Genomic DNA, 17,328 nt, shown 5'->3' with positions numbered 1-17,328 from the left:
TCGTAATCGGCAGACCTGTGAGCAATGAGGAGCAGGGAAGCGGCGGTGAAGGGGGCGCATCGTAGGAAAACTCAGTTCCTGGTTGCTGCTGGGGGACGTTAACTGTCCAATGAAATGGTTGCGGAATAGCCTATCCGAAAGAACCGTGGTGGAGCACGCTAAATGATCAGTATCTTCCGCTCGAGCGTCATTGCGGTTCCGCGATCCGCTGGGTCGAGACGATGAGCTCATCGTACCACACATAACCGGTCGGATGAGCCTGCGACTCGGACTTACCGGTGTGGTAGGGCGTCAGGAGAATCTTGCCGTATTTGGCTTCCGGGTTTGTCTTGGCCAAATCATATCCGTTGCCCGTCCACGGAATTTCCAAGCCGAAGAGAGTTGCCGGCCGAGGACTCAGATCGACGACGAACGACGGGTCCTTTCCTTCGTGTGCCACCCAAAGCTGTACCGTGCTGTCTCCCTTGTAATCGGAGTCGTTCTTGTACCACGTTCCGATCTTGACGTGCACCTGGAACGTCATCCATTCGTTGGCGGTGTAGGACACGTATCGGTTCAGGTAGAGCGTTTCGTATTGCCCGTCCTTTCCGCCGCAACTGTGGTACATCTGCGGGTACCCGCGCTGTTCAGTGTTGCTCACCACGATTTCTAACTGCGTGCATCCTGGAGAGAAGAAACCGAGTCGATCGCCTTCTCCGATGACGATCTGCTTCCAGCCGAGCCCTCCCTCGTAGAACGTATCGAGGAATTCCGGCGAGAACCGTTGCCGCCATTGCACAAAGAATTCGTCTCCTTCTCCGAACTGAACCGAAAGATCGTCCGAGAAATTGAATTGAAAACTCCCGGAGCTATCCGCCGGCGAGTTCGGAGGCACCGTGAAGCGCAGAGAGCCTGTCCCCGACGCCTTGATGTTCCTGTCGATCTCCGGGCGGATCGTTCCGTCAAAACCGGGGTAGATGTACGGTTCGACTTCCATCTCGGAATCGAACCCGAAGCACCGAACGACGCCGGGGGCGTGACATCGAGTTGCAAAATGTGCCCGTTCCACTTGAGTGCCGGGCGTAAAGGATGAGGAAGATACACAGCCGGAAAGCATGATGCTCACACAGAGAGGGCGGAGAAATCTTGTCATGCCCAAGCCGGCCCCCTTGTCTCACCGATCGTTTCGACCGTCGGCTATGATTTCAGAATCTCATGAGCCGTGCAACCTGTATATCTCGCTAAATCCCGAATGTCGGCGAACGGGTCGCCGTATGAAGGCCGGCCCCGCTTTAGGACCCGTAGGGAGAAGTCAAAGAAGCGCGAAGGCGGGCGTGTGAAAGGACTCCTGCGCGCTTGACGGATATTCGAATGGCCTGTTATCGTTCGCTGATTTCCTCACAAGCGACCAGGGAAATCATGGGCATCTAATCGCTTGGTCGCGTCTCTTTATTCGGGAATTGCATCGGGAATCGCAATGGAGGGATCCGTGGCGGCGCGACTGATCGATGGAAAAACCTTGGCCCAGAGTATTCGCGAGCGCATCGCGAAGGACGTGGTGGAACTATACGCGAAGACCGGCGTGCGGCCGGGGTTGGCGGCGATCCTGGTGGGAGACGATCCCGCGTCGCACCTGTACGTCAAAAACAAGCAGAAGGCCTGCGATGCGGCGGGTATCTACGTGGACGAGCACAAGTTGCCCGCGAGCACGTCCCAAGCCGATCTCTTGAGCCTGATCGAGAAAAAGAACGCGGATCCACGGATCCACGGCATTCTCGTGCAACTGCCGCTGCCCAAGCACATCGACAGCAAGGTCGTATTGGACGCGGTCTCTCCCAAGAAAGACGCGGACGGGTTTCATCCCTACAACCTCGGCCGATTGGTGGAAGGCAACCCGATTTTCGAAGCCTGCACGCCGAAAGGCGTGATCAAAATGATCGAATCCACCGGCGTTCCGATCGAGGGCAAGCGCGCCGTGGTCCTGGGACGGAGCAACATTGTCGGGAAACCGGTGGCATTGATGCTGCTCCATCGGCATGCCACGGTGACCATCTGCCACTCCAAGACCAGGGACTTGCCCGCCGTGTGCCGCGAAGCCGAAATCCTTGTCGTCGCGATCGGGAAGGCCAAGTTCGTTACGGCGGACATGGTGCGCGAGGGCGCGGTGGTAATCGATGTGGGAGTGAACCGGCTCGCGGACGGCACCTTTGTGGGCGATGTGGATTTCGGTCCCGTCAGCCAGAAGACCGGCTGGATCAGCCCGGTGCCGGGCGGCGTAGGACCGATGACGATCGCTATGCTGTTGGACAATACGCTGGAATCCGCGAAACGTTTCGCCGGCGCGAGGTGAAGGAAGCTCTATGCGGGAACCCCGGCGTCTGAAAGAAGTGCTCGATCAGGGTCAGTTCGCGGTCACGATCGAATACAACCCGCCCAAAGGCACGAACATTTCTGTGCTGCTGGAAAGCGCCAAAGGGCTGGTCGGACGAGTGCACGGCGTCAACGTGACCGACAACACGGCGGCGGTCATGCGTGCGGGATCGCTGCCGGTCTGCCGGCTGCTCTACGAAATGGGGCATGATCCGGTCATGCAGATGACGTGTCGGGATCGGAACCGCCTGGCGATGCAGTCCGACTTCTTAGGGGCGCACTTGCTGGGTATTCGCAACATTCTGTGCCTCACCGGCGACTATCCGACCGTCGGCGACCACAAAGAGGCCAAGCCGGTGTATGACCTCGATTCGGTTCAGGTCATGCAACTGGTTCAAGGCTTGAACAATGGCCGGGATATGGCGGGAAACAAACTGGACGGCGCGACCGATTTTACGATCGGCGCCGCGGTCACGCCCGAAGCCGACCCCATCGGCCCCATGTTGGTGAAGTTTGAAACCAAAGTCCGCGCCGGCGCCCAATTCTTCCAGACCCAGGCGATTTACCACCCGGAGCAGTTCGCGAGCTTCATGCAGGCGGTCCGCCGCTTCAAGGTCAAAGTGCTGGCGGGGATTCTGCTCCTGCGCTCGGCCAAAATGGCCGAGTTCATGAACGCGAACATTCCCGGGATCTCGGTGCCGGACGACATGATCGCCGAGTTGCGCGCGGCCGGTGACAAGCACGCGCTGGATGTCGGCGTGGAGATCGCCGTCCGGACGATCAAAGCCGTGCGGCCGCACTGCGACGGAGTCCACCTGATGGCGATCAAGGCGATCGATCGCCTGCCGGAGATTCTCACCAAGGCGGAGCTGGTGTGATGACGGTTCCCGAGTTTCAGAAGCGCAAGCGAGAGGGCAGGAAGCTCATCGTCGTCACCGCCTATGATGCGCTGTTCGCCCGCATCATCGAACAGGCGGGGATCGACGTGCTGCTGGTCGGGGATTCGCTCGGCGTGGTGGTCCAAGGAAACAAAGACACCCTGTCCGTCACGATGGACGACATGCTGTACCACACGAAGTTGGTCGCCGGCGCGGCTCAGCGGGCGCTGGTGATCGGCGATATGCCGTTCCTGTCCTATCAGGTCAGCGTGGAAGAAGCCGTTCGCAACGCGGGCCGTTTCCTGCAAGCCGGCGCGGGGGCGGTGAAGCTCGAAGGCGGCGTGCCGGTGATGGATCGCGTCGCTGCGATCACGAAGTTCGGCATCCCGGTCATGGGGCATCTGGGCATGACGCCGCAGTCCGTGCATCAATACGGTGGGTACAAAGTGCAGGGCAAGGATCGGCACAGTGCCGACGCCTTGTTGGAGGCCGCCAAAGCCTTGGAGGCCGCCGGCGCCTTCGCGGTCGTTCTGGAAGCCGTGCCGGCCGACTTGGCTCGGCGTGTGACGAAAGCGTTGACCATTCCCACCATCGGCATCGGCGCCGGCCCGCATTGCGACGGCCAAGTGCTGGTCCTCTACGATCTCCTCGGCCTTTTCGACGACTTCACGCCGAAATTCGTCAAACCCTACGCCCACCTCAAGGCCGATGCCCTGCAGGCGTTGCGTCGCTACAAAGAAGAAGTGGAGCAGGGGAAGTTCCCGAGCCATTCGGAGAGCTATCACTGAACCGGTCCCGATTCAACACGAAATCCGGGACGCCGCTCCGTTGACGACGGAGGCGTCAGGACATCAGCAATCGGACGAGGATCGGTTGCGCGGTGGGATCCGCCAACGCGGAGCGGATGCCCGCCGTCAAGCGGGCCACATCGACCCCCATAAACAAAGGGGGAAACCGCTCGAGCCTTGCCAACCCGCTTACGAAGAGACGGTTCGCCGCCGGCTCCTGATCGGTGAACCGCTTGAGATGGGCGGCGGCGAGGTGGATGAAGGCTTGAAAGAATCGGCCCTGCTCGCTCTGGTGTCCCGCCGCGTGCCAGAGCCCTTCGAACACTTCGTGGCTTTCCCACCAATAGGCGAAATTGTAGAGATCGATCCCGTACAGAAAGTCCTCTGATTGCGCCCACGCTTCCGGCGAAAACGGCGCCGGTCGGGCTTCGGGCAGGTGATAGGAATGGCCGCGCGGGTCGCGGCGCGGATGCGGGTTCCGCCCCGGGACGAAGCGGTAAGAGGGAAACGGGCGGCAGGAATACCGAGGCCAGTTGAGATCAGGCGGTTCCGGCTCATGCACCGCGGCACCCGCGGTCGCCGCAGGAGATTTGAAAGACCTGCCGGTCTTCGAGCCGGACGGCGGTCAGGTGTCGGCCCCAGATGCATCCGCTGTCCACCGCCAGCACATTGTCCAGCACGCGGAGTCCGGCCGCCGCCCAATGTCCGCAGACGATCGTCACGTCCGCGCTCTTGCGGTGTGGGATCTCAAACCAGGGAAGAAATCCCGACGGCGCCTGTTCGGGCGGACCGGTATAAGAGAAGTCCATGTCACCACAGGGAGTGCAGACGCGGAGTCTCGTCAGGGCGTTGGCGATCACGCTCAGGCGGGGCATGCCCGTCAGCTCGTCTCTCCATTGCGTGTGCCCATTCTTATTATAGTGAATGCGCAAGAACTTCTGATAGGCGTCGCTCTGCAACGCGCACTCGACTTCCCGGGCCAGCTCGACAGCCATGGTGCTGGTCCATTGCGGCAAGAGTCCGGCGTGGACGAGCAGGAAGTCGTGGTCCCGAAACAGGAGCGGACGATGGCGCAACCAGTCCAGCAGTTCGTCGCGATCCGGCGCGTCCAGGACATCCTGGAACGTGTCTTTGGTCCGGCCCGGCGCGCAACCGGCCGCAACAGCCAGCAGGTGGAGGTCATGGTTCCCCAGGACCGAGACCGCGGCCGGCCCCAAGCTCTTGGCGTAACGCAGCACCTTCAGCGAGTCCGGTCCGCGATTGACCAAGTCGCCCACAAACCACAGGCGATCCTTGGCGGGATCGAAGCGGATCCGATCAATGACCTTCTGCAGTGCCGAGAAGCAGCCTTGGATGTCGCCGATTGCGTAGATCGCCATTCAAAAGGAGCGTGCTCCGTTACTCGTCGCTCGCCACATGGTTGGGAAGATCGCGGGAGAAGTCGCCGAACCTGGAGGATTGGAAATCCGTCCTTTTACGAATGACGAATGCCCAATGACGGTTGACGCTTCTTAGGGGTACCGGGCCTCGATCGTGCTCCGCAGGCCGCCTCGGGCGGTGAACTCGCCGGTCACGGTCGCCCAGACCGGGCGGCAGGCTTTCACCACGTCCTGCAGAATGCGGTTGACGGCGTTTTCGTAAAAGATACCAAGGTTCCGGTAGGCGTGGATATAGAGCTTGAGCGATTTGAGCTCGAGGCAGGCCTTGTCGGGCATGTAGCGCAACCGGATCGTCCCGAAATCGGGAAGACCGGTCTTCGGGCAGATCGCCGTGTACTCCGGGATCTCAATGGTGATCTCGTAACCTTTATACTGGTTCGGCCAAGTTTCAATGTCTGGCAGCGGAACGGAGACTCCGCTTCTTGCATGCCGCTCGTTGTAGCCGAGCTTTGTTGCCTTCCTCGCTCCTGTTCCTCTCAGTGCCTTGTCGCGCTTCATGTCTCGCTCCCCACCGAGGCCTGAAGGCGAGAGGCGAGGGGCTAGCGGCGCAGACAGCCAAGATCCAAGTGAATGTCTTTCCTCCGCACGATCTCTCGCCGCGTGCCCCGCGGCTCGCGCCCTACGTTCGCGTTACACCTGCTTCATCCATTCGATCTGTCCGATCTTCTCCAATTCGAAATACAGCGTGACCCACGGGCACTTCATGTCCGGATACACTTCGCAGAATCCGCCCTTCCGCACACCGCCGCAAGGGCCGTGGCTCATGAACTTCGGGCATTCGGCCTTGAGCGATGCCTCGGGAATCGGCGGGCGCTTATGGACGCCTCCCGTGTGCTCGGCGCCTTCGTCTTCTCCCGGAATGATGACGCGCAACGGCATAGCGTCCTAGTGTAGACGGATTCGGCCCAATCGGCAATCTCCTCGTCAACCGGAGCGAACGCGGACAGTAATGAATCAGGGTGAATGAATGAAATGAACGTCGGAAATTTTAGGGCAAATGGCCTACCGGACCCGGGAGCGCTAGGCCTTCTTTCGCAGCCCGTGGGCCTTCTGCGGCGTTGCATTGACCCGAGCGGAATTATAAACTGGCGATTGTTCGGGCACAATAGTCGCTTTTAAGCGGATTTACAATTGACACTGTTTTCCGGCCTTTGTTACACTCGGTCTCTCGGAAGAACCGGATCATCCGGCGGGTTTGTACCGCAAGCATTTTTCTGCGATTACGGCGATCCCCATCGACACGACCTCAAGTTGGCCCGCTGATAGTGGTGTGCGAGGGCCAGCGAACAGCAGGGAGGGTATCCAAATGAGTCTTGATTACGTCAAATTCACTCCGGGGTTCGGGAAGTTCATGCCGAAGGAATATCGTGACATGGTGGAGCACGGACCTTTCGGAAAAAAGGTCACGGTTTCCCAAATGGGAAGCTTCAAAGAGATCCTCGAAGAACATCCTATGTGCGCAGGTTGCGCGATGACTCTCTTCATCCGGCTGGCCATCATTTCGTTCCCGAATCCTGAAGATACCATTACGGTCGGGACGGCCGGCTGCGGACGTCTGGCCCTCTCCCAGGCCGCCATCCCGTTCGTCTATGGCAACTACGGCGACACCAACGGCGTGGCAAGCGGACTCTCCCGCGGGCTCCGGTTGCGATTCGGCGACAAACCCAAGGATGTCGTCGTGCTGGCCGGCGACGGCGGTTTGGCCGACATCGGATTTTCGCAGGTGCTCCACTCCTGGTTCCGCAAAGAGAAGTTTACGACGATCATGCTGGACAACGAGGTCTATGGGAATACCGGCGGGCAGGAAAGCGGCATGACCAACCGCGGCGCGGTGCTGAAGATGGCGCCGCTGGGCAAGAAGTTCGAGAAGATGGACATGGTCCAGATGGCCAAAGTCGCCGGCTGCGCTTATGTGGCGACCGTCGTGCCGAACAACCCCCGTCGGGTCGAAAGCGTGATCAAGAAGGCCGTCCTCATTGCCCGCGAAGTCGGCCCGACCTACATCCAGGCCTACACCTCGTGCAACATCGAATACGCGATCCCCACCGACAAGGTCATGGAAGACGCCAAGAACGTCGAGAACGATCGCTACCAGTTCACCGAATTCATTACCGACGACGCGAAACAATACCTGGCCGATCGCTACGGCTATAGGGAGTTTCAGGCGAAGCCGGCGGCAGCCGCGGTTCCTCAGAAGTAACCTAGAAGTAACCTGCGGAAAGCGGTTTGAGGGGCGGGGGTCCAGCGCAGAAGGAGGGAGCAGCCATGGCGAAACGGTTTAATATCCGGATGGCCGGCGTGGGCGGACAGGGCGTGGTCACCGCCTCGCACATTCTCAGCACCGCGGTCATCAATGCCGGCGGCGAGAGCACGATCGTGCCGTTCTATGGATCGGAAAAGCGCATGGCGCCGGTCGAGAGTTATGTGCGGGTGTCGGACGAGCCGATCTATGAGATCGGGGAGATCACCTTCCCGCACATCATCATCATCTTCCACCCTCAGGTCATCACCCACGGCAAATCCTATACGATGCCGTTCTATTTCGGATTGAAGGAAGACGGGGTGGCGCTGATCAATCATGACGGCCCGATGAAGTTGCACAAGGACCATATGCGCGAGTTGGAGGAACGGCGGGCAAAGTTGTACTACCTGCCGGCGACCAAGATCTCTCTCGAAGTCTCCGGGATGGACCTGGCGACGAATATGGCCTTGATGGGCGCGATCGGATGTATCACCGGGTTGACGAACCTGGAGGCCTTGGGTCAGGCGGTGAAGGATCGGTTCCTTGGCAAGGGGTTTGTGGTGTCTGGCGGAACCGCGGCTCTGGATAGCGTCGTGGAGCGGAAGTTCAAGAAGAAACAGGAGCTCATCGAAAAGAACATGGCCGTGATTGCGGCCGGCTGGAAGTTTGCGGCCGATAACGGCTGGGATGAGGTCAGCAAAGCGGCAAAACGGGCCGAAGCTGCCGCCGCGGCTAAAGCATAATCCTCAAGAAGAAGAAAAGGGGATCCGATGTACCTTGTAGCCGACATCAACGTCGACATTTGCGCCCAAACCAGTTGTAAGCTCTGCACGCAATACTGCCCTGAGGCCAATACCATTCTCTACAACGACCAGTTGGGCAAAGAGAAAGGGTACAAGTACGGAGCGGCCTATGTGGCGGTGGACCGCTGCAAAGGATGCGCGCAGTGCGTCTGGGTGTGTGACAACATGGCCAAGCATCACGCCATCAAGATGGTGATGATCGACCAATTGCCCAAGGCGGCGATCACGGATAACGTGATGTACGGCGAGAAGTCCACCACTGCCTTGCTGGCGAGTCCGGTGGTCGGATAGGCGGGACAAGAGCGGGACAAGAAAGGGAGATAGGGTCGTGCAGACGACACAGCAGACACGAGAAAAAATCATCGTTCCCGGACCGGCCGGGTTTCACCCGCCGTCCGCTGCGCAGCTCGGGGTGACCTTGCCCGAGCCGGGCCAGGGGTTGTGGTATGGGCATCATGAGGACGAAGAAAAGGTGATGGAGGAGATTGCGCGCAAGATGCTGACGAGTCCCAACGCGACGATCTTCCCTGGTCCGCTGGTGCTCTGGGCCTGGAACGAACATGCCGTGGACAAGGCCAAAGCGGTTTTGGAAATCGCCGCGCAGATTCCGGATGTGCTGATCATCCCCATGCCGGACTATCGCCCGAAGTATCCCAAGATCGATCCCGAGGAAGTCATCAACCCGAACCACCCGAATCTGACCATTTGGGGCAACAAGATCGAAGCCTGTATCTTCGTCGGCGTGCATTGTCACTACGCCAATCTCACGCTGAAGATGATTCGGGCGGGAACGAACTGCTGCACAAGCGCGCTCTGCGCCGAGCAAGGGCACGAAGACGCAATGCTCACCGTCCGCGATTGCGACGCGGCGAAGCTGCGGCGGGTCGCGCAGGTCGTCAAGCGGGTGCGTGAAGAGATGGGTCTCACGTTGCCGGAAAACGGTGAGAACGTCCGGTTCACCGGAACACAGTCCAAGGTGCACGGCGGCAAGACGCACACGAACCCCCTCGAGTTCGTGCCGATCACGGCGGATCTGGCAGGAGCCGCGGCCTACGGACACCGACCCGAACATATGCACAGCGAAGCCTGACAAGAGCGAACAGCCGGTAGCGAGTCGCGGGTAAGCTACAGAAGAAGAATCCGGCCACAACGCCTTCAGCTATTCGCTACGCGCGAGTAGCGCAAAAGCCAAGAGGTGCCACCATGAGCGAATCCCTGGAGACCGAAGTCAAAACCAATCCGCAAGGTGACCCGATCACCAGCGTGGCGGCTCCGAAGCCCACCGAGGTCAAGAAGGATCCGCACGCGGAGGCCAAGAAACAGCGTGTGGTCACGCCGGAATATATGTTTCTGGAGGCGCCGAGGACCCGCGAATTCATCACGGGAAGCGAAGCGGCCAAGGAAGCGGTGCGTCGCTCGAATGTGGACTTCGCCGTGGCCTATCCGATCACGCCCCAAAGCGAGACCATGCAGCTCATCGGCGTGTTGTACGGCGAGGGTTACGTGAAAGAATACTACCGCGGCGAGGAGGAATACGGCGTCATGTCCGCCATCGCCGGGGCGTCGCGCGCGGGCGTGCGGTGCTTCACCGCGACGGCGGGACCGGGCACGCTGCGCGGCATCGAGCCGATCGCGTCATGGCCGGGGCATCGGCTGCCGGCCGTGATCATGTTTACGTGCCGCGTGGTCAACGCCCCGCTCGCGATTCAGCCGGACAACATCGAGATTTCGTACCTCCTGAACTGCGGATTGATCCTCTTCCATGCCGAGAATCAGCAGGACATGTTCGACTTCATCATGAAGGGGTTCATCATCGGAGAGAAGAACGACGTGACCCTGCCGGTCGGCGTGGCCTGCGACGGATTCTTCGTGACCCACGCGCGCGGCTATGTGCATATGCAGGACCGGAGCCTCAAGCTCCCGCCTCGAGACGCCTGGCGTGGTGCGGTCCCTGTGCTGGACGCGGAGAACCCACCGGCGCGGCTTTCCCGCGATGCGCCGGTCCAGAAATCCAACTTCATGGCGTATAACATTCATGCCGTCTGGCAGCAGGAAGTCTGGGCGGCGGTGGAGCGTTCGCGGAAGTACATCAACAAGTACATGGGCGGGCTCTGTACGGCGGAAAACACCGAGGACGCGGATGCCATCCTGATCGCGTCCGGCAGCGCGGTGGCCCAGTCCCGCGAGGCGATCAGACTGTGCGCCGAGAAAGGGATCAAGGTCGGCCTGATCAAGATCCGCTCGCTGCGGCCGTTTCCGACGCAGGAACTCCGGCAGCTCTGCGCCAAGGCGAAACTGATCGTGATCCCTGAGTTCAACTACGTGGGATGGCTGGCCAAGGATGTCGCGGCCGCGATCTACGGGCACTCCAAGGCCAAGATCATCGCCGGCCCTCACGTCTACGGCGGTCAGTCCATGCCGGTGGAATTGATCGTGGACGAGGTCGAGTCGGGACTGACCGGCAAGAAGTCCACCAATGTCCCGCTGTCTCAGGTCATGGGTGTGGCGGACGTGGATCCGGCGGCGATGGCCCACTTCATGCGCAGCATCTGACGGCGCTGCGCGCGGTCTGAAAACAAAGGGCCCGATCCCGTCCGGGATCGGGCCCTTTTGGTTTTGGGTTTATCTGGTCTGTCTGGTTACTAACAGACCAAATAAACCAGACAGACGAGACAGACCAGCCTACCCCTGCAAGTCCTCTTCGATCAGCTCCTCGCTTTCAGGCATACCGTACGCGATGAACTTGGCGTAGGAAAGATAAATCATGCTGCTGTCGCGCATGGCCTTGGCGCCGTGCGTCATGCGCTCCAGTTTCCTGGCGTCGGCGGACTCGGAGGTGCGGAGCGTGGTCACGTGCTCTTCGAGCACTTTGTTGTACCGCGCCATCGCCTGCTCGACTTCGCGGTAAGCCTGTAAGATCGCGTCGGTCATGACAGCGCTCCATCCGCGAGGTAAGATACACCACTCTCTTTCTGAGGGTCAACCTGACACGATGGCGGCTTTTCCCCGGTTATCACAGCCGATCCTTCAAACACTCTCCCGCGTGGCAGGCGTGGACGTCGCGACGCCCGAAGCAAGGACCGCCAAGGAGATCGCGCACGGCGTCGCCGCCCTGTCTCTCCTCTTCACGCGACGACGCGATGGACTTGCCGATCCATACCTGGAGAGAGACGAGTTGCGACGGGCCTATTTGGCCTATTACGTTCCGGTTAACCTGGCGAAGGTGCAGTCGCTGCTCGCAGAGTCGCCCCCATGGCCGATGGAGCCGGCATCGGCCGGGAGGCCGTACAGAATCCTGGATGTCGGGAGCGGACCGGGCACGGCCGTGCTGGCGGTATTGGACTGGGTTGCGAGATCGGCGACGGGCCCGACGCGGCCGCTCGAGTGCCTCGCCATAGATCGCTCGCCGATGGCCCTCAGCGATTGCGCGCGTCTGTGGGAGACGTGCGTGGGCCTTGTGGGAGCATCCGATGCGCAGCTCCGGACGGTCTGCGAAGATATGGAGCGGACCCCTCTGTCGGCGCACTGGATGCAGGGTTCCTGCCGGACCTTCGACCTGATCGTGCTGGCCAACACCCTCGGGGAACTCTTCCTCGCTGCGCGCGATCCGTTGGCTCCAAGAGTCGCGCTGGTCGGTTCGCTCCTGGAACTCCTCGACCCGGCCGGAACGTTGATGATCGTCGAACCGGCCCTGCGGGACACCTCGCGCGCGCTGCACCGACTGCGCGACCGCCTGCTGGAGGACAAGGTTTGCACCGTCTACAGTCCCTGCCTGCACGAGCGTCCCTGTCCGGCTTTGGTGAAGGTCGAGGACTGGTGCCACGAGGAACGGCCGTGGACACCGCCGCCGATCGTTTCGGCGATCGATCGGGAAGTCGGATTGATCAAAGACGCGCTGAAGTTCTCCTATCTGTTGTTACGCAAGGATGGTCGCACGATCGTGCCCAGGGGAACCGATGTCTACCGTGTCGTGAGCGAACTCCGGGAGATGAAGGGCGAAAAACGGGTCTGGTTGTGCAACGAGACGGGAAGGCCAGAGGTGGGGCGGCTGGATCGGATGCGGTCGCCGTCGAATGCCGCCTTCGACGAGTGGCACCGCGGGGCGATCGTGAGGATCGACCAGATTGTGCGGGGGCAACGGAAAGGACGGGAAGCCACAGTGGGACGGATTCCAGCCGATGCGACGGTGGAGATTATCCGGCCCGTGTTGAGTGCTTAGGCGGCAGGGCTGGCCCTCGTGCTCGAGAACCGCGCACACAAGAAAGAGGAACGTAAGGAGGTAGCCTGACCGTCCTCGCGCTCACAGAGCGCGCACATAAGAATTAATTGATTGCAACACTAAGGACGGTGCCGGGGGACCTGTTGCTCGGGGTTGCCCATTGCTCTCTATGGTAGCAATGGGTCAATGCAACGGGTCGATGATGCGCGCAGTGAAGGACGGTCAGACTACCCCCTTAATGGAGTCGGAAAAAGGGGTCGGGAGTCATTTCAAGACGCGAATCCTATAAAGACTCCCGACCACTTTTCCTCGACCCAACAAGACCAACTGCGGAATCCGGGTTGAGACGAGGTGTCACATGAGCATTCCCAGTAAAGGGTCGCGGAAAGTGCGGCCCACCCATCCGGGCGAGATGCTGCGAGAGGATTTCTTGCCGGACTACGGGCTGACCGTATCGAGTTTTGCCAGGGCTCTCGGGGTGTCGCGTCAGACCGTCAATGAAGTGCTTCGGGAACGACGGGCCGTGAGTCCCGAGATGGCGCTACGTCTGGCTCGACTGTTTGGCAATACCCCGGAATTTTGGTTGAACGCCCAACGGGCCGTTGATCTCTGGGAGGCGTCCAGAAACGCGAAAAGCAAGATTGAACGTATTTCACCGCTGGACGCCGCATGATGGCCGGTTGATAGGGCGGCAACTCGCCGAGGCCGCTGACTTACCACGCCAGTTCAGCATTCCGCGTTCGTCGTAGGTGATTGAAATGCCGGCTGGTGATCCGCTGAAAGCTGACGGCCGATTGCTGAGGGCCTCTGCGGTTAATCCGCTTCCGGCTCGGAAGAGCCGTGCTCGTGTCGGACCTTGTCTTCCTCGAACAGCTCAGCCATTTCCTCGGCGATCAAATCCCGGTCATTGGGAACGGAAACCAGAGGAATCTCCTTCCGCGCCTTGGGCTGATCTGGTTCGGGGGCATCGGCGGGCTTTGGGGGAGGCGATTGGGGTTCCTTCATGGCTTCAGTATACACCAAACCGGGGAGGGGAGGGGCTACTCGAACGCTTCCAACGATGACTTTTCGGGGAATCGGTGTTTGCAGGCGGAACAGGTCAGGAAGTAGACGGCCTCCCGTACCGACAGGGTCGCTCGAAAATCCAAGTTCACGCCGCGCTGCCGGCATGAAGGACAGGACATCTCCTTGAGGCGGTATGGGATGTCCGGCTGGGTGCGCAGGTAGAATTCCATGTCCGTATAGACCGGGAATGTGTACCGGCAAGCGGTGCACACGCCTTTCCATTCTCCGTCCGGCTGCATCGTGCGGCGGTCGATCATGAACCGACTCCCCTTACAAATCGCGCACCGGACTCCGGCCAGCCGTGATTCGACTTCTTCAACGGACGGCTTCGTCATTCTGGTGTGATCCTCCTGAAGAACCGCAGCCTTGGCTGCGTCAGTGATACGAGTATAGCGGCCATTGCCACAAGACTGCAACGTGTTCAAGGCCGTCTCCTGACCATTTCCAACCAGGCCCGCCGCCTCACTATCCGGACGGTTGGAAGCAGATTGTCTATCTTTTCGTTCCGGATAGTGATGGTGTATGTTTTCTACTCGAGGTTCCCGCAAACACCTTGACGGAGGAACTCCCTCTCGATACCTTTAGGGCCTATGCACTTCATTACGGATTCATTGCTGGTCGGGAACAGCGACGATGCGCGCGAACCGGCGCCGTTTGTGAGCGGGCTCTTGTTGGTGGCCGGCGAATACCAGGTTCAGCCGCCGCCGTGGGTTTCGTACCATGTGATCCCATTGAAAGAGTTTGCGGCCGTCGATCCGCTCGATCTGCAACATGCTGTGGAGTGGCTGGAGCGGCACGCGCCGTCGGGGCGTGTGATGGTCTGCTGCCGGGCGGGAATGGGACGTTCGGTATCGGTGGCCATCGCCTATCTCTGCTGTGTGGAACGCATGACCTATGAAGACGCGGTGAAGCTTGTGTCGGCGCGACGTCCGGGTGCGGCGCCGATCCCTAACCTCGAGGAGACCATTCGGGAAGTGCAGCGCATGCGGCAGAAACACAAACAGTCGACCGAACCGTACGATATGCCGGCCGATCCCGCCCGGCGCCCCTTGTAACGTGTCGTCTTCCCGCCGGGGCTGCGTCCCCCTGTATCTTCATGCCTGAACTGCCGGAAGCGGAAGTCGCCGCCTGTCAACTCCGAAGCCGGATCGTAGGCGCCAGCGTCAAGGACTGTTGGGTGGGCCGCGCGGACATCGTGCGGGAAGGCTTGTCCACGGTAGGATGGTATCGCGGCGCCCGGATTACCGCGGTGGAACGGAGAGGCAAAAGCGTGGTGTTTTCGTTGTCGCGCGGTCAGGAAACTCGGTACATCGTCGGGGAGCTCGGGATGACCGGGCGCTTCCTGTTCAGGACATCCGGCCAACGGTTTCCCCAGCATACCCATTTCACGCTGTATTTGGACGATGGAGCGGAGCCAGAGGTGCGCTACTGGAATCCCCGGCGGTTCGGAAGGATCTACTTGTTGGATCGACAAGGGCTGGACCGCTTCATCGCCAGGCGGTTTGGCCTCGATCCTCTGGACATGACGAAGGAAGAGTTCGTTCGTCTCCTGCACGCTCGCCGCGGGCGGCTCAAGCCGCTTTTGATGCACCAGCAGGTGATTGCCGGCATCGGCAACATCTATGCGAACGAAATCTTGTTTCGTGCCGGCCTTCACCCCTATCGACCTGCCAACCGGCTGCGCAGGCCTGCCGCCGAGCGGTTGTATCGAACCGTGCGGGAAGTGCTGGAAGAGGCTATCAGATATGGGGGCTCCAGCGTGCGGGATTTCTTTGCCCCGGATGGAACAGAGGGACGGTACAAGCAGCGACATCTTGTGTACGGGAAGGAAGGCCAGCCTTGCCCGAACGGCTGCGGCCGACGTATCAGGCGATTGCGAGGCGAACGCAGTTCCTTCTATTGTCCCTCGTGTCAGCGAAAAAACCTGTCGTAAATTTCTCCTCGAATTTCCTCCTTGACTACGCCGAGCCAACTTCCTTAGACTCTTCATTCCCCTGCCTTAGGAATTCAATAACTTAGCGGTCTCCCCGGCTGGTCAGGAGGCGGGTAGGACTTCTGAGCCCGTTCGGTAGGCCCTTTGGAGGATTGAGGCCGGTACGAGATTCCGCTACCCTAGCCCCCCGCTGGTTTTCTGATGCTGGCAAAAGGAGTCGCAGCTTATGGCTAAAGTGCTCGAGGGCCCGGGAATGGGGCTGATGAAGAAGTGGGGCATTTCGGTTCCCAACTATGTCGTTGTCACCTCGGTTGACGAGCTGGCCAAGCTCGGCCAGGCCAATGACTGGCTCAAGAAATCGAAACTGGTCGTCAAGGCTCACGAAGCGCTCGGCTCCCGCTTCAAGCTCGGGCTCGTGAAAGTCGGCCTCGATCTCCACGGTGCGGAGGCGGCCGCCAAGGAGATGTTGGGACGCCAGGTGGGCAGCCTCACGGTGTCCCAAGTCATCGTGTCGGAAATGATTCCTCACAAGGAGGAATATTATGTGGCGGTGAAATCCACCCGCGAGGGCGCCGATATTCTCGTCGCGAACTGCGGCGGAATCGAGGTGGAATCGAATTGGGATCGGGTGAAGCGGCTCTCGGTCGAAATCGGGACGACGCCCCCCCGTGATGCGCTCGAGAAGCTGGCCAAGGAAGCCGGTTTCACGGGAGATCTCGCGAAGAAAGTCGCCGATTTCGCCGGTAAGTTGTTTGCCTGCTTCGACAACGAAGATGCGCAATACCTCGAGGTGAATCCGGTCGTGGTGCGGGAAAGCGACGGCGAATTCGTCGCGCTCGACGCGGTGACTCTGCTCGACGGGGACGCCAAGTTCAGACATCCCGATTGGAATTTCCAATTCGCCGCGGAATTCGGACGCCCGTATACGAAGAACGAATTGGAAGTGATGGCGGTGGACGCCAAGATCAAGGGTTCGGTGAAATTCATCGAGATTCCCGGAGGCGATACCGCTATGTTGCCGGCCGGCGGCGGGGCGAGCGTCTACTATTCGGATGCCGTGGTCGCCCGCGGCGGAAAACTGGCCAACTACGCCGAATATTCCGGCGATCCGCCGGACTGGGCCGTCGAAGTCCTCACGGAAAAAGTCTGTTCCTTGCCCGGCATCAAGAACATCATCGTGGGCGGCGCGATCGCGAACTTCACCGACGTCAAGAAGACGTTCGGCGGCATCATCGCCGGGTTCCGGAAGGCGAAGGCCGAAGGCAAGTTGAACGGGGTGAAAATCTGGGTCCGCCGCGGCGGGCCCCGCGAGAAAGAGGGGCTCGACGCGATGCGCGCGTTGAAGGACGAAGGGTTCGACATCCACGTGTTCGACCGCCACACGCCGCTGACCGATATCGTCGACATGGCGCTCCAAAACAAGTGATGCGTGACGCGTGATGAGTGGTAGTGGAAAGCGCTGGAGTAGACGTTCCGTCTCTTCCGCCCGTCACTCATCACTCGTGACCCGTCACGGTTTTTAAGAAGTCTTCATGAGCCCTTGGCTCACCCTGCAGCATGAAAACCCCCCTCCCCGAGACCCTCCCCCTTGAAGGGGGAGGGGAGCGTGAGG

At 60.3% G+C, this 17,328-nt stretch carries 21 protein-coding genes; 13 read left to right on the top strand and 8 right to left on the bottom strand.

All coding sequences use genetic code 11. From position 1 onward, the window contains the following. Positions 1 to 187 precede the first annotated feature (187 nt). A complete protein-coding gene (locus AB1555_01770) occupies positions 188 to 976 on the bottom strand; it encodes a hypothetical protein (GenBank protein ID MEW6245416.1) in 789 nt (262 codons plus the stop codon). Between the two features lie 492 nt (positions 977 to 1,468). On the opposite strand from AB1555_01770, the gene folD reads away from it, so the two are divergent. Genes folD through panB form a run of 3 tightly spaced genes read left to right on the top strand, consistent with a single transcriptional unit; the run spans position 1,469 to position 4,015 of the window. Continuing rightward, positions 1,469 to 2,329, top strand: a complete 861-nt coding sequence (folD, locus tag AB1555_01765; GenBank protein ID MEW6245415.1) for a bifunctional methylenetetrahydrofolate dehydrogenase/methenyltetrahydrofolate cyclohydrolase FolD — start codon at positions 1,469 to 1,471, stop codon at positions 2,327 to 2,329. Positions 2,330 to 2,339: 10 nt separating this feature from the next. After that, positions 2,340 to 3,227, top strand: coding sequence for a methylenetetrahydrofolate reductase (locus tag AB1555_01760; GenBank protein MEW6245414.1), 888 nt, complete (start codon positions 2,340 to 2,342; stop codon positions 3,225 to 3,227). Beyond that, positions 3,227 to 4,015, top strand: coding sequence for a 3-methyl-2-oxobutanoate hydroxymethyltransferase (gene panB / locus AB1555_01755; GenBank protein ID MEW6245413.1), 789 nt, complete (start codon positions 3,227 to 3,229; stop codon positions 4,013 to 4,015). The genes AB1555_01760 and panB overlap by 1 nt, the downstream gene beginning before the upstream one ends. Positions 4,016 to 4,070: 55 nt before the next feature. Here panB and AB1555_01750 read toward each other — a convergent pair whose 3' ends face one another. The 4 genes from AB1555_01750 to AB1555_01735 form a co-directional block, all read right to left on the bottom strand. Further along, the gene (locus AB1555_01750; protein ID MEW6245412.1) at positions 4,071 to 4,577 is read right to left on the bottom strand and encodes a DUF309 domain-containing protein; all 507 of its coding nucleotides are present in this window, start codon (positions 4,575 to 4,577) and stop codon (positions 4,071 to 4,073) included. Next, a complete protein-coding gene (locus AB1555_01745; GenBank protein ID MEW6245411.1) occupies positions 4,570 to 5,394 on the bottom strand; it encodes a symmetrical bis(5'-nucleosyl)-tetraphosphatase in 825 nt (274 codons plus the stop codon). Before AB1555_01745 ends, AB1555_01750 begins: the two co-directional genes overlap by 8 nt. 132 nt (positions 5,395 to 5,526) lie before the next feature. Continuing rightward, a complete protein-coding gene (gene queF, locus AB1555_01740; protein ID MEW6245410.1) occupies positions 5,527 to 5,952 on the bottom strand; it encodes a preQ(1) synthase in 426 nt (141 codons plus the stop codon). Between the two features lie 132 nt (positions 5,953 to 6,084). Next, positions 6,085 to 6,333, bottom strand: coding sequence for a methylenetetrahydrofolate reductase C-terminal domain-containing protein (locus AB1555_01735; protein MEW6245409.1), 249 nt, complete (start codon positions 6,331 to 6,333; stop codon positions 6,085 to 6,087). 427 nt (positions 6,334 to 6,760) lie between these two features. On the opposite strand from AB1555_01735, the gene AB1555_01730 reads away from it, so the two are divergent. The 5 genes from AB1555_01730 (at position 6,761) to AB1555_01710 (ending at position 11,052) form a co-directional block, all read left to right on the top strand. Next, positions 6,761 to 7,654 (top strand): thiamine pyrophosphate-dependent enzyme, encoded by an 894-nt coding sequence (locus tag AB1555_01730; GenBank protein ID MEW6245408.1) that lies wholly within the window; start codon positions 6,761 to 6,763, stop codon positions 7,652 to 7,654. 65 nt (positions 7,655 to 7,719) lie between these two features. After that, the gene (locus AB1555_01725; GenBank protein ID MEW6245407.1) at positions 7,720 to 8,439 is read left to right on the top strand and encodes a 2-oxoacid:acceptor oxidoreductase family protein; all 720 of its coding nucleotides are present in this window, start codon (positions 7,720 to 7,722) and stop codon (positions 8,437 to 8,439) included. A 27-nt stretch (positions 8,440 to 8,466) separates the two neighbouring features. Next, on the top strand, positions 8,467 to 8,790 hold the full coding sequence (locus AB1555_01720; protein ID MEW6245406.1) for a pyruvate ferredoxin oxidoreductase: 324 nt from the start codon (positions 8,467 to 8,469) through the stop codon (positions 8,788 to 8,790). Positions 8,791 to 8,827: 37 nt separating this feature from the next. Next, positions 8,828 to 9,589, top strand: coding sequence for a carbon monoxide dehydrogenase beta subunit family protein (locus AB1555_01715; protein MEW6245405.1), 762 nt, complete (start codon positions 8,828 to 8,830; stop codon positions 9,587 to 9,589). Positions 9,590 to 9,843: 254 nt separating this feature from the next. After that, the gene (locus tag AB1555_01710; protein ID MEW6245404.1) at positions 9,844 to 11,052 is read left to right on the top strand and encodes a transketolase C-terminal domain-containing protein; all 1,209 of its coding nucleotides are present in this window, start codon (positions 9,844 to 9,846) and stop codon (positions 11,050 to 11,052) included. Between the two features lie 129 nt (positions 11,053 to 11,181). Here AB1555_01710 and AB1555_01705 read toward each other — a convergent pair whose 3' ends face one another. Continuing rightward, the gene (locus AB1555_01705; protein MEW6245403.1) at positions 11,182 to 11,430 is read right to left on the bottom strand and encodes a hypothetical protein; all 249 of its coding nucleotides are present in this window, start codon (positions 11,428 to 11,430) and stop codon (positions 11,182 to 11,184) included. Positions 11,431 to 11,542: 112 nt separating this feature from the next. Here AB1555_01705 and AB1555_01700 point away from each other — a divergent pair, with 112 nt between their 5' ends. Both AB1555_01700 and AB1555_01695 read left to right on the top strand, forming a co-directional pair. After that, complete coding sequence (locus tag AB1555_01700; GenBank protein ID MEW6245402.1) at positions 11,543 to 12,718, top strand: small ribosomal subunit Rsm22 family protein; 1,176 nt, start codon at positions 11,543 to 11,545, stop codon at positions 12,716 to 12,718. 358 nt (positions 12,719 to 13,076) lie between these two features. After that, the gene (locus tag AB1555_01695; protein MEW6245401.1) at positions 13,077 to 13,391 is read left to right on the top strand and encodes a HigA family addiction module antitoxin; all 315 of its coding nucleotides are present in this window, start codon (positions 13,077 to 13,079) and stop codon (positions 13,389 to 13,391) included. Between the two features lie 140 nt (positions 13,392 to 13,531). Here AB1555_01695 and AB1555_01690 read toward each other — a convergent pair whose 3' ends face one another. Together AB1555_01690 and AB1555_01685 are read right to left on the bottom strand one after the other, a co-directional pair. Further along, entirely contained in the window at positions 13,532 to 13,723 is a 192-nt protein-coding gene (locus tag AB1555_01690) for a hypothetical protein (protein ID MEW6245400.1), read from the bottom strand. A gap of 35 nt (positions 13,724 to 13,758) precedes the next feature. Further along, positions 13,759 to 14,118: a hypothetical protein gene (locus AB1555_01685; protein MEW6245399.1), complete on the bottom strand. Its 360-nt coding sequence runs from the start codon at positions 14,116 to 14,118 to the stop codon at positions 13,759 to 13,761. Between the two features lie 255 nt (positions 14,119 to 14,373). Here AB1555_01685 and AB1555_01680 point away from each other — a divergent pair, with 255 nt between their 5' ends. The 3 genes from AB1555_01680 to AB1555_01670 all read left to right on the top strand — a co-directional run bounded on the left by AB1555_01680 (position 14,374) and on the right by AB1555_01670 (position 17,142). Continuing rightward, on the top strand, positions 14,374 to 14,838 hold the full coding sequence (locus tag AB1555_01680) for a dual specificity protein phosphatase (protein MEW6245398.1): 465 nt from the start codon (positions 14,374 to 14,376) through the stop codon (positions 14,836 to 14,838). A gap of 41 nt (positions 14,839 to 14,879) precedes the next feature. Then, the gene (gene mutM, locus AB1555_01675) at positions 14,880 to 15,716 is read left to right on the top strand and encodes a bifunctional DNA-formamidopyrimidine glycosylase/DNA-(apurinic or apyrimidinic site) lyase (GenBank protein MEW6245397.1); all 837 of its coding nucleotides are present in this window, start codon (positions 14,880 to 14,882) and stop codon (positions 15,714 to 15,716) included. A 226-nt stretch (positions 15,717 to 15,942) separates the two neighbouring features. Continuing rightward, positions 15,943 to 17,142 carry an ATP citrate lyase citrate-binding domain-containing protein gene (locus AB1555_01670; protein ID MEW6245396.1) on the top strand — a complete coding sequence of 400 codons (1,200 nt, stop codon included), beginning with the start codon at positions 15,943 to 15,945 and terminating at the stop codon, positions 17,140 to 17,142. Positions 17,143 to 17,328: the final 186 nt, after the last annotated feature.

Source organism: Nitrospirota bacterium (genome assembly GCA_040755395.1).
GTDB lineage: Bacteria > Nitrospirota > Nitrospiria > Nitrospirales > Nitrospiraceae > DATLZU01.
Note: the sequence above shows the minus strand (reverse complement) of the source record. Positions and strands in the feature narration are given on the sequence as shown.

Bases quoted from the DNA above. Each gene is read 5' to 3' on its own strand.
- AB1555_01725 (MEW6245407.1), top strand. From the start codon at position 7,720: ATGGCGAAACGGTTTAATATCCGGATGGCCGGCGTGGGCGGACAGGGC.
- AB1555_01760 (MEW6245414.1), top strand. From the start codon at position 2,340: ATGCGGGAACCCCGGCGTCTGAAAGAAGTGCTCGATCAGGGTCAGTTC.
- AB1555_01670 (MEW6245396.1), top strand. From the start codon at position 15,943: ATGGCTAAAGTGCTCGAGGGCCCGGGAATGGGGCTGATGAAGAAGTGG.
- AB1555_01710 (MEW6245404.1), top strand. From the start codon at position 9,844: ATGTTTCTGGAGGCGCCGAGGACCCGCGAATTCATCACGGGAAGCGAA.
- AB1555_01685 (MEW6245399.1), bottom strand. From the start codon at position 14,118: ATGACGAAGCCGTCCGTTGAAGAAGTCGAATCACGGCTGGCCGGAGTC.
- AB1555_01770 (MEW6245416.1), bottom strand. From the start codon at position 976: ATGGAAGTCGAACCGTACATCTACCCCGGTTTTGACGGAACGATCCGC.
- AB1555_01720 (MEW6245406.1), top strand. From the start codon at position 8,467: ATGTACCTTGTAGCCGACATCAACGTCGACATTTGCGCCCAAACCAGT.
- AB1555_01705 (MEW6245403.1), bottom strand. From the start codon at position 11,430: ATGACCGACGCGATCTTACAGGCTTACCGCGAAGTCGAGCAGGCGATG.
- AB1555_01690 (MEW6245400.1), bottom strand. From the start codon at position 13,723: ATGAAGGAACCCCAATCGCCTCCCCCAAAGCCCGCCGATGCCCCCGAA.
- AB1555_01680 (MEW6245398.1), top strand. From the start codon at position 14,374: ATGCACTTCATTACGGATTCATTGCTGGTCGGGAACAGCGACGATGCG.
- queF (MEW6245410.1), bottom strand. From the start codon at position 5,952: ATGAAGCGCGACAAGGCACTGAGAGGAACAGGAGCGAGGAAGGCAACA.
- AB1555_01730 (MEW6245408.1), top strand. From the start codon at position 6,761: ATGAGTCTTGATTACGTCAAATTCACTCCGGGGTTCGGGAAGTTCATG.
- AB1555_01745 (MEW6245411.1), bottom strand. From the start codon at position 5,394: ATGGCGATCTACGCAATCGGCGACATCCAAGGCTGCTTCTCGGCACTG.
- mutM (MEW6245397.1), top strand. From the start codon at position 14,880: ATGCCTGAACTGCCGGAAGCGGAAGTCGCCGCCTGTCAACTCCGAAGC.
- panB (MEW6245413.1), top strand. From the start codon at position 3,227: ATGACGGTTCCCGAGTTTCAGAAGCGCAAGCGAGAGGGCAGGAAGCTC.
- AB1555_01735 (MEW6245409.1), bottom strand. From the start codon at position 6,333: ATGCCGTTGCGCGTCATCATTCCGGGAGAAGACGAAGGCGCCGAGCAC.
- AB1555_01695 (MEW6245401.1), top strand. From the start codon at position 13,077: ATGAGCATTCCCAGTAAAGGGTCGCGGAAAGTGCGGCCCACCCATCCG.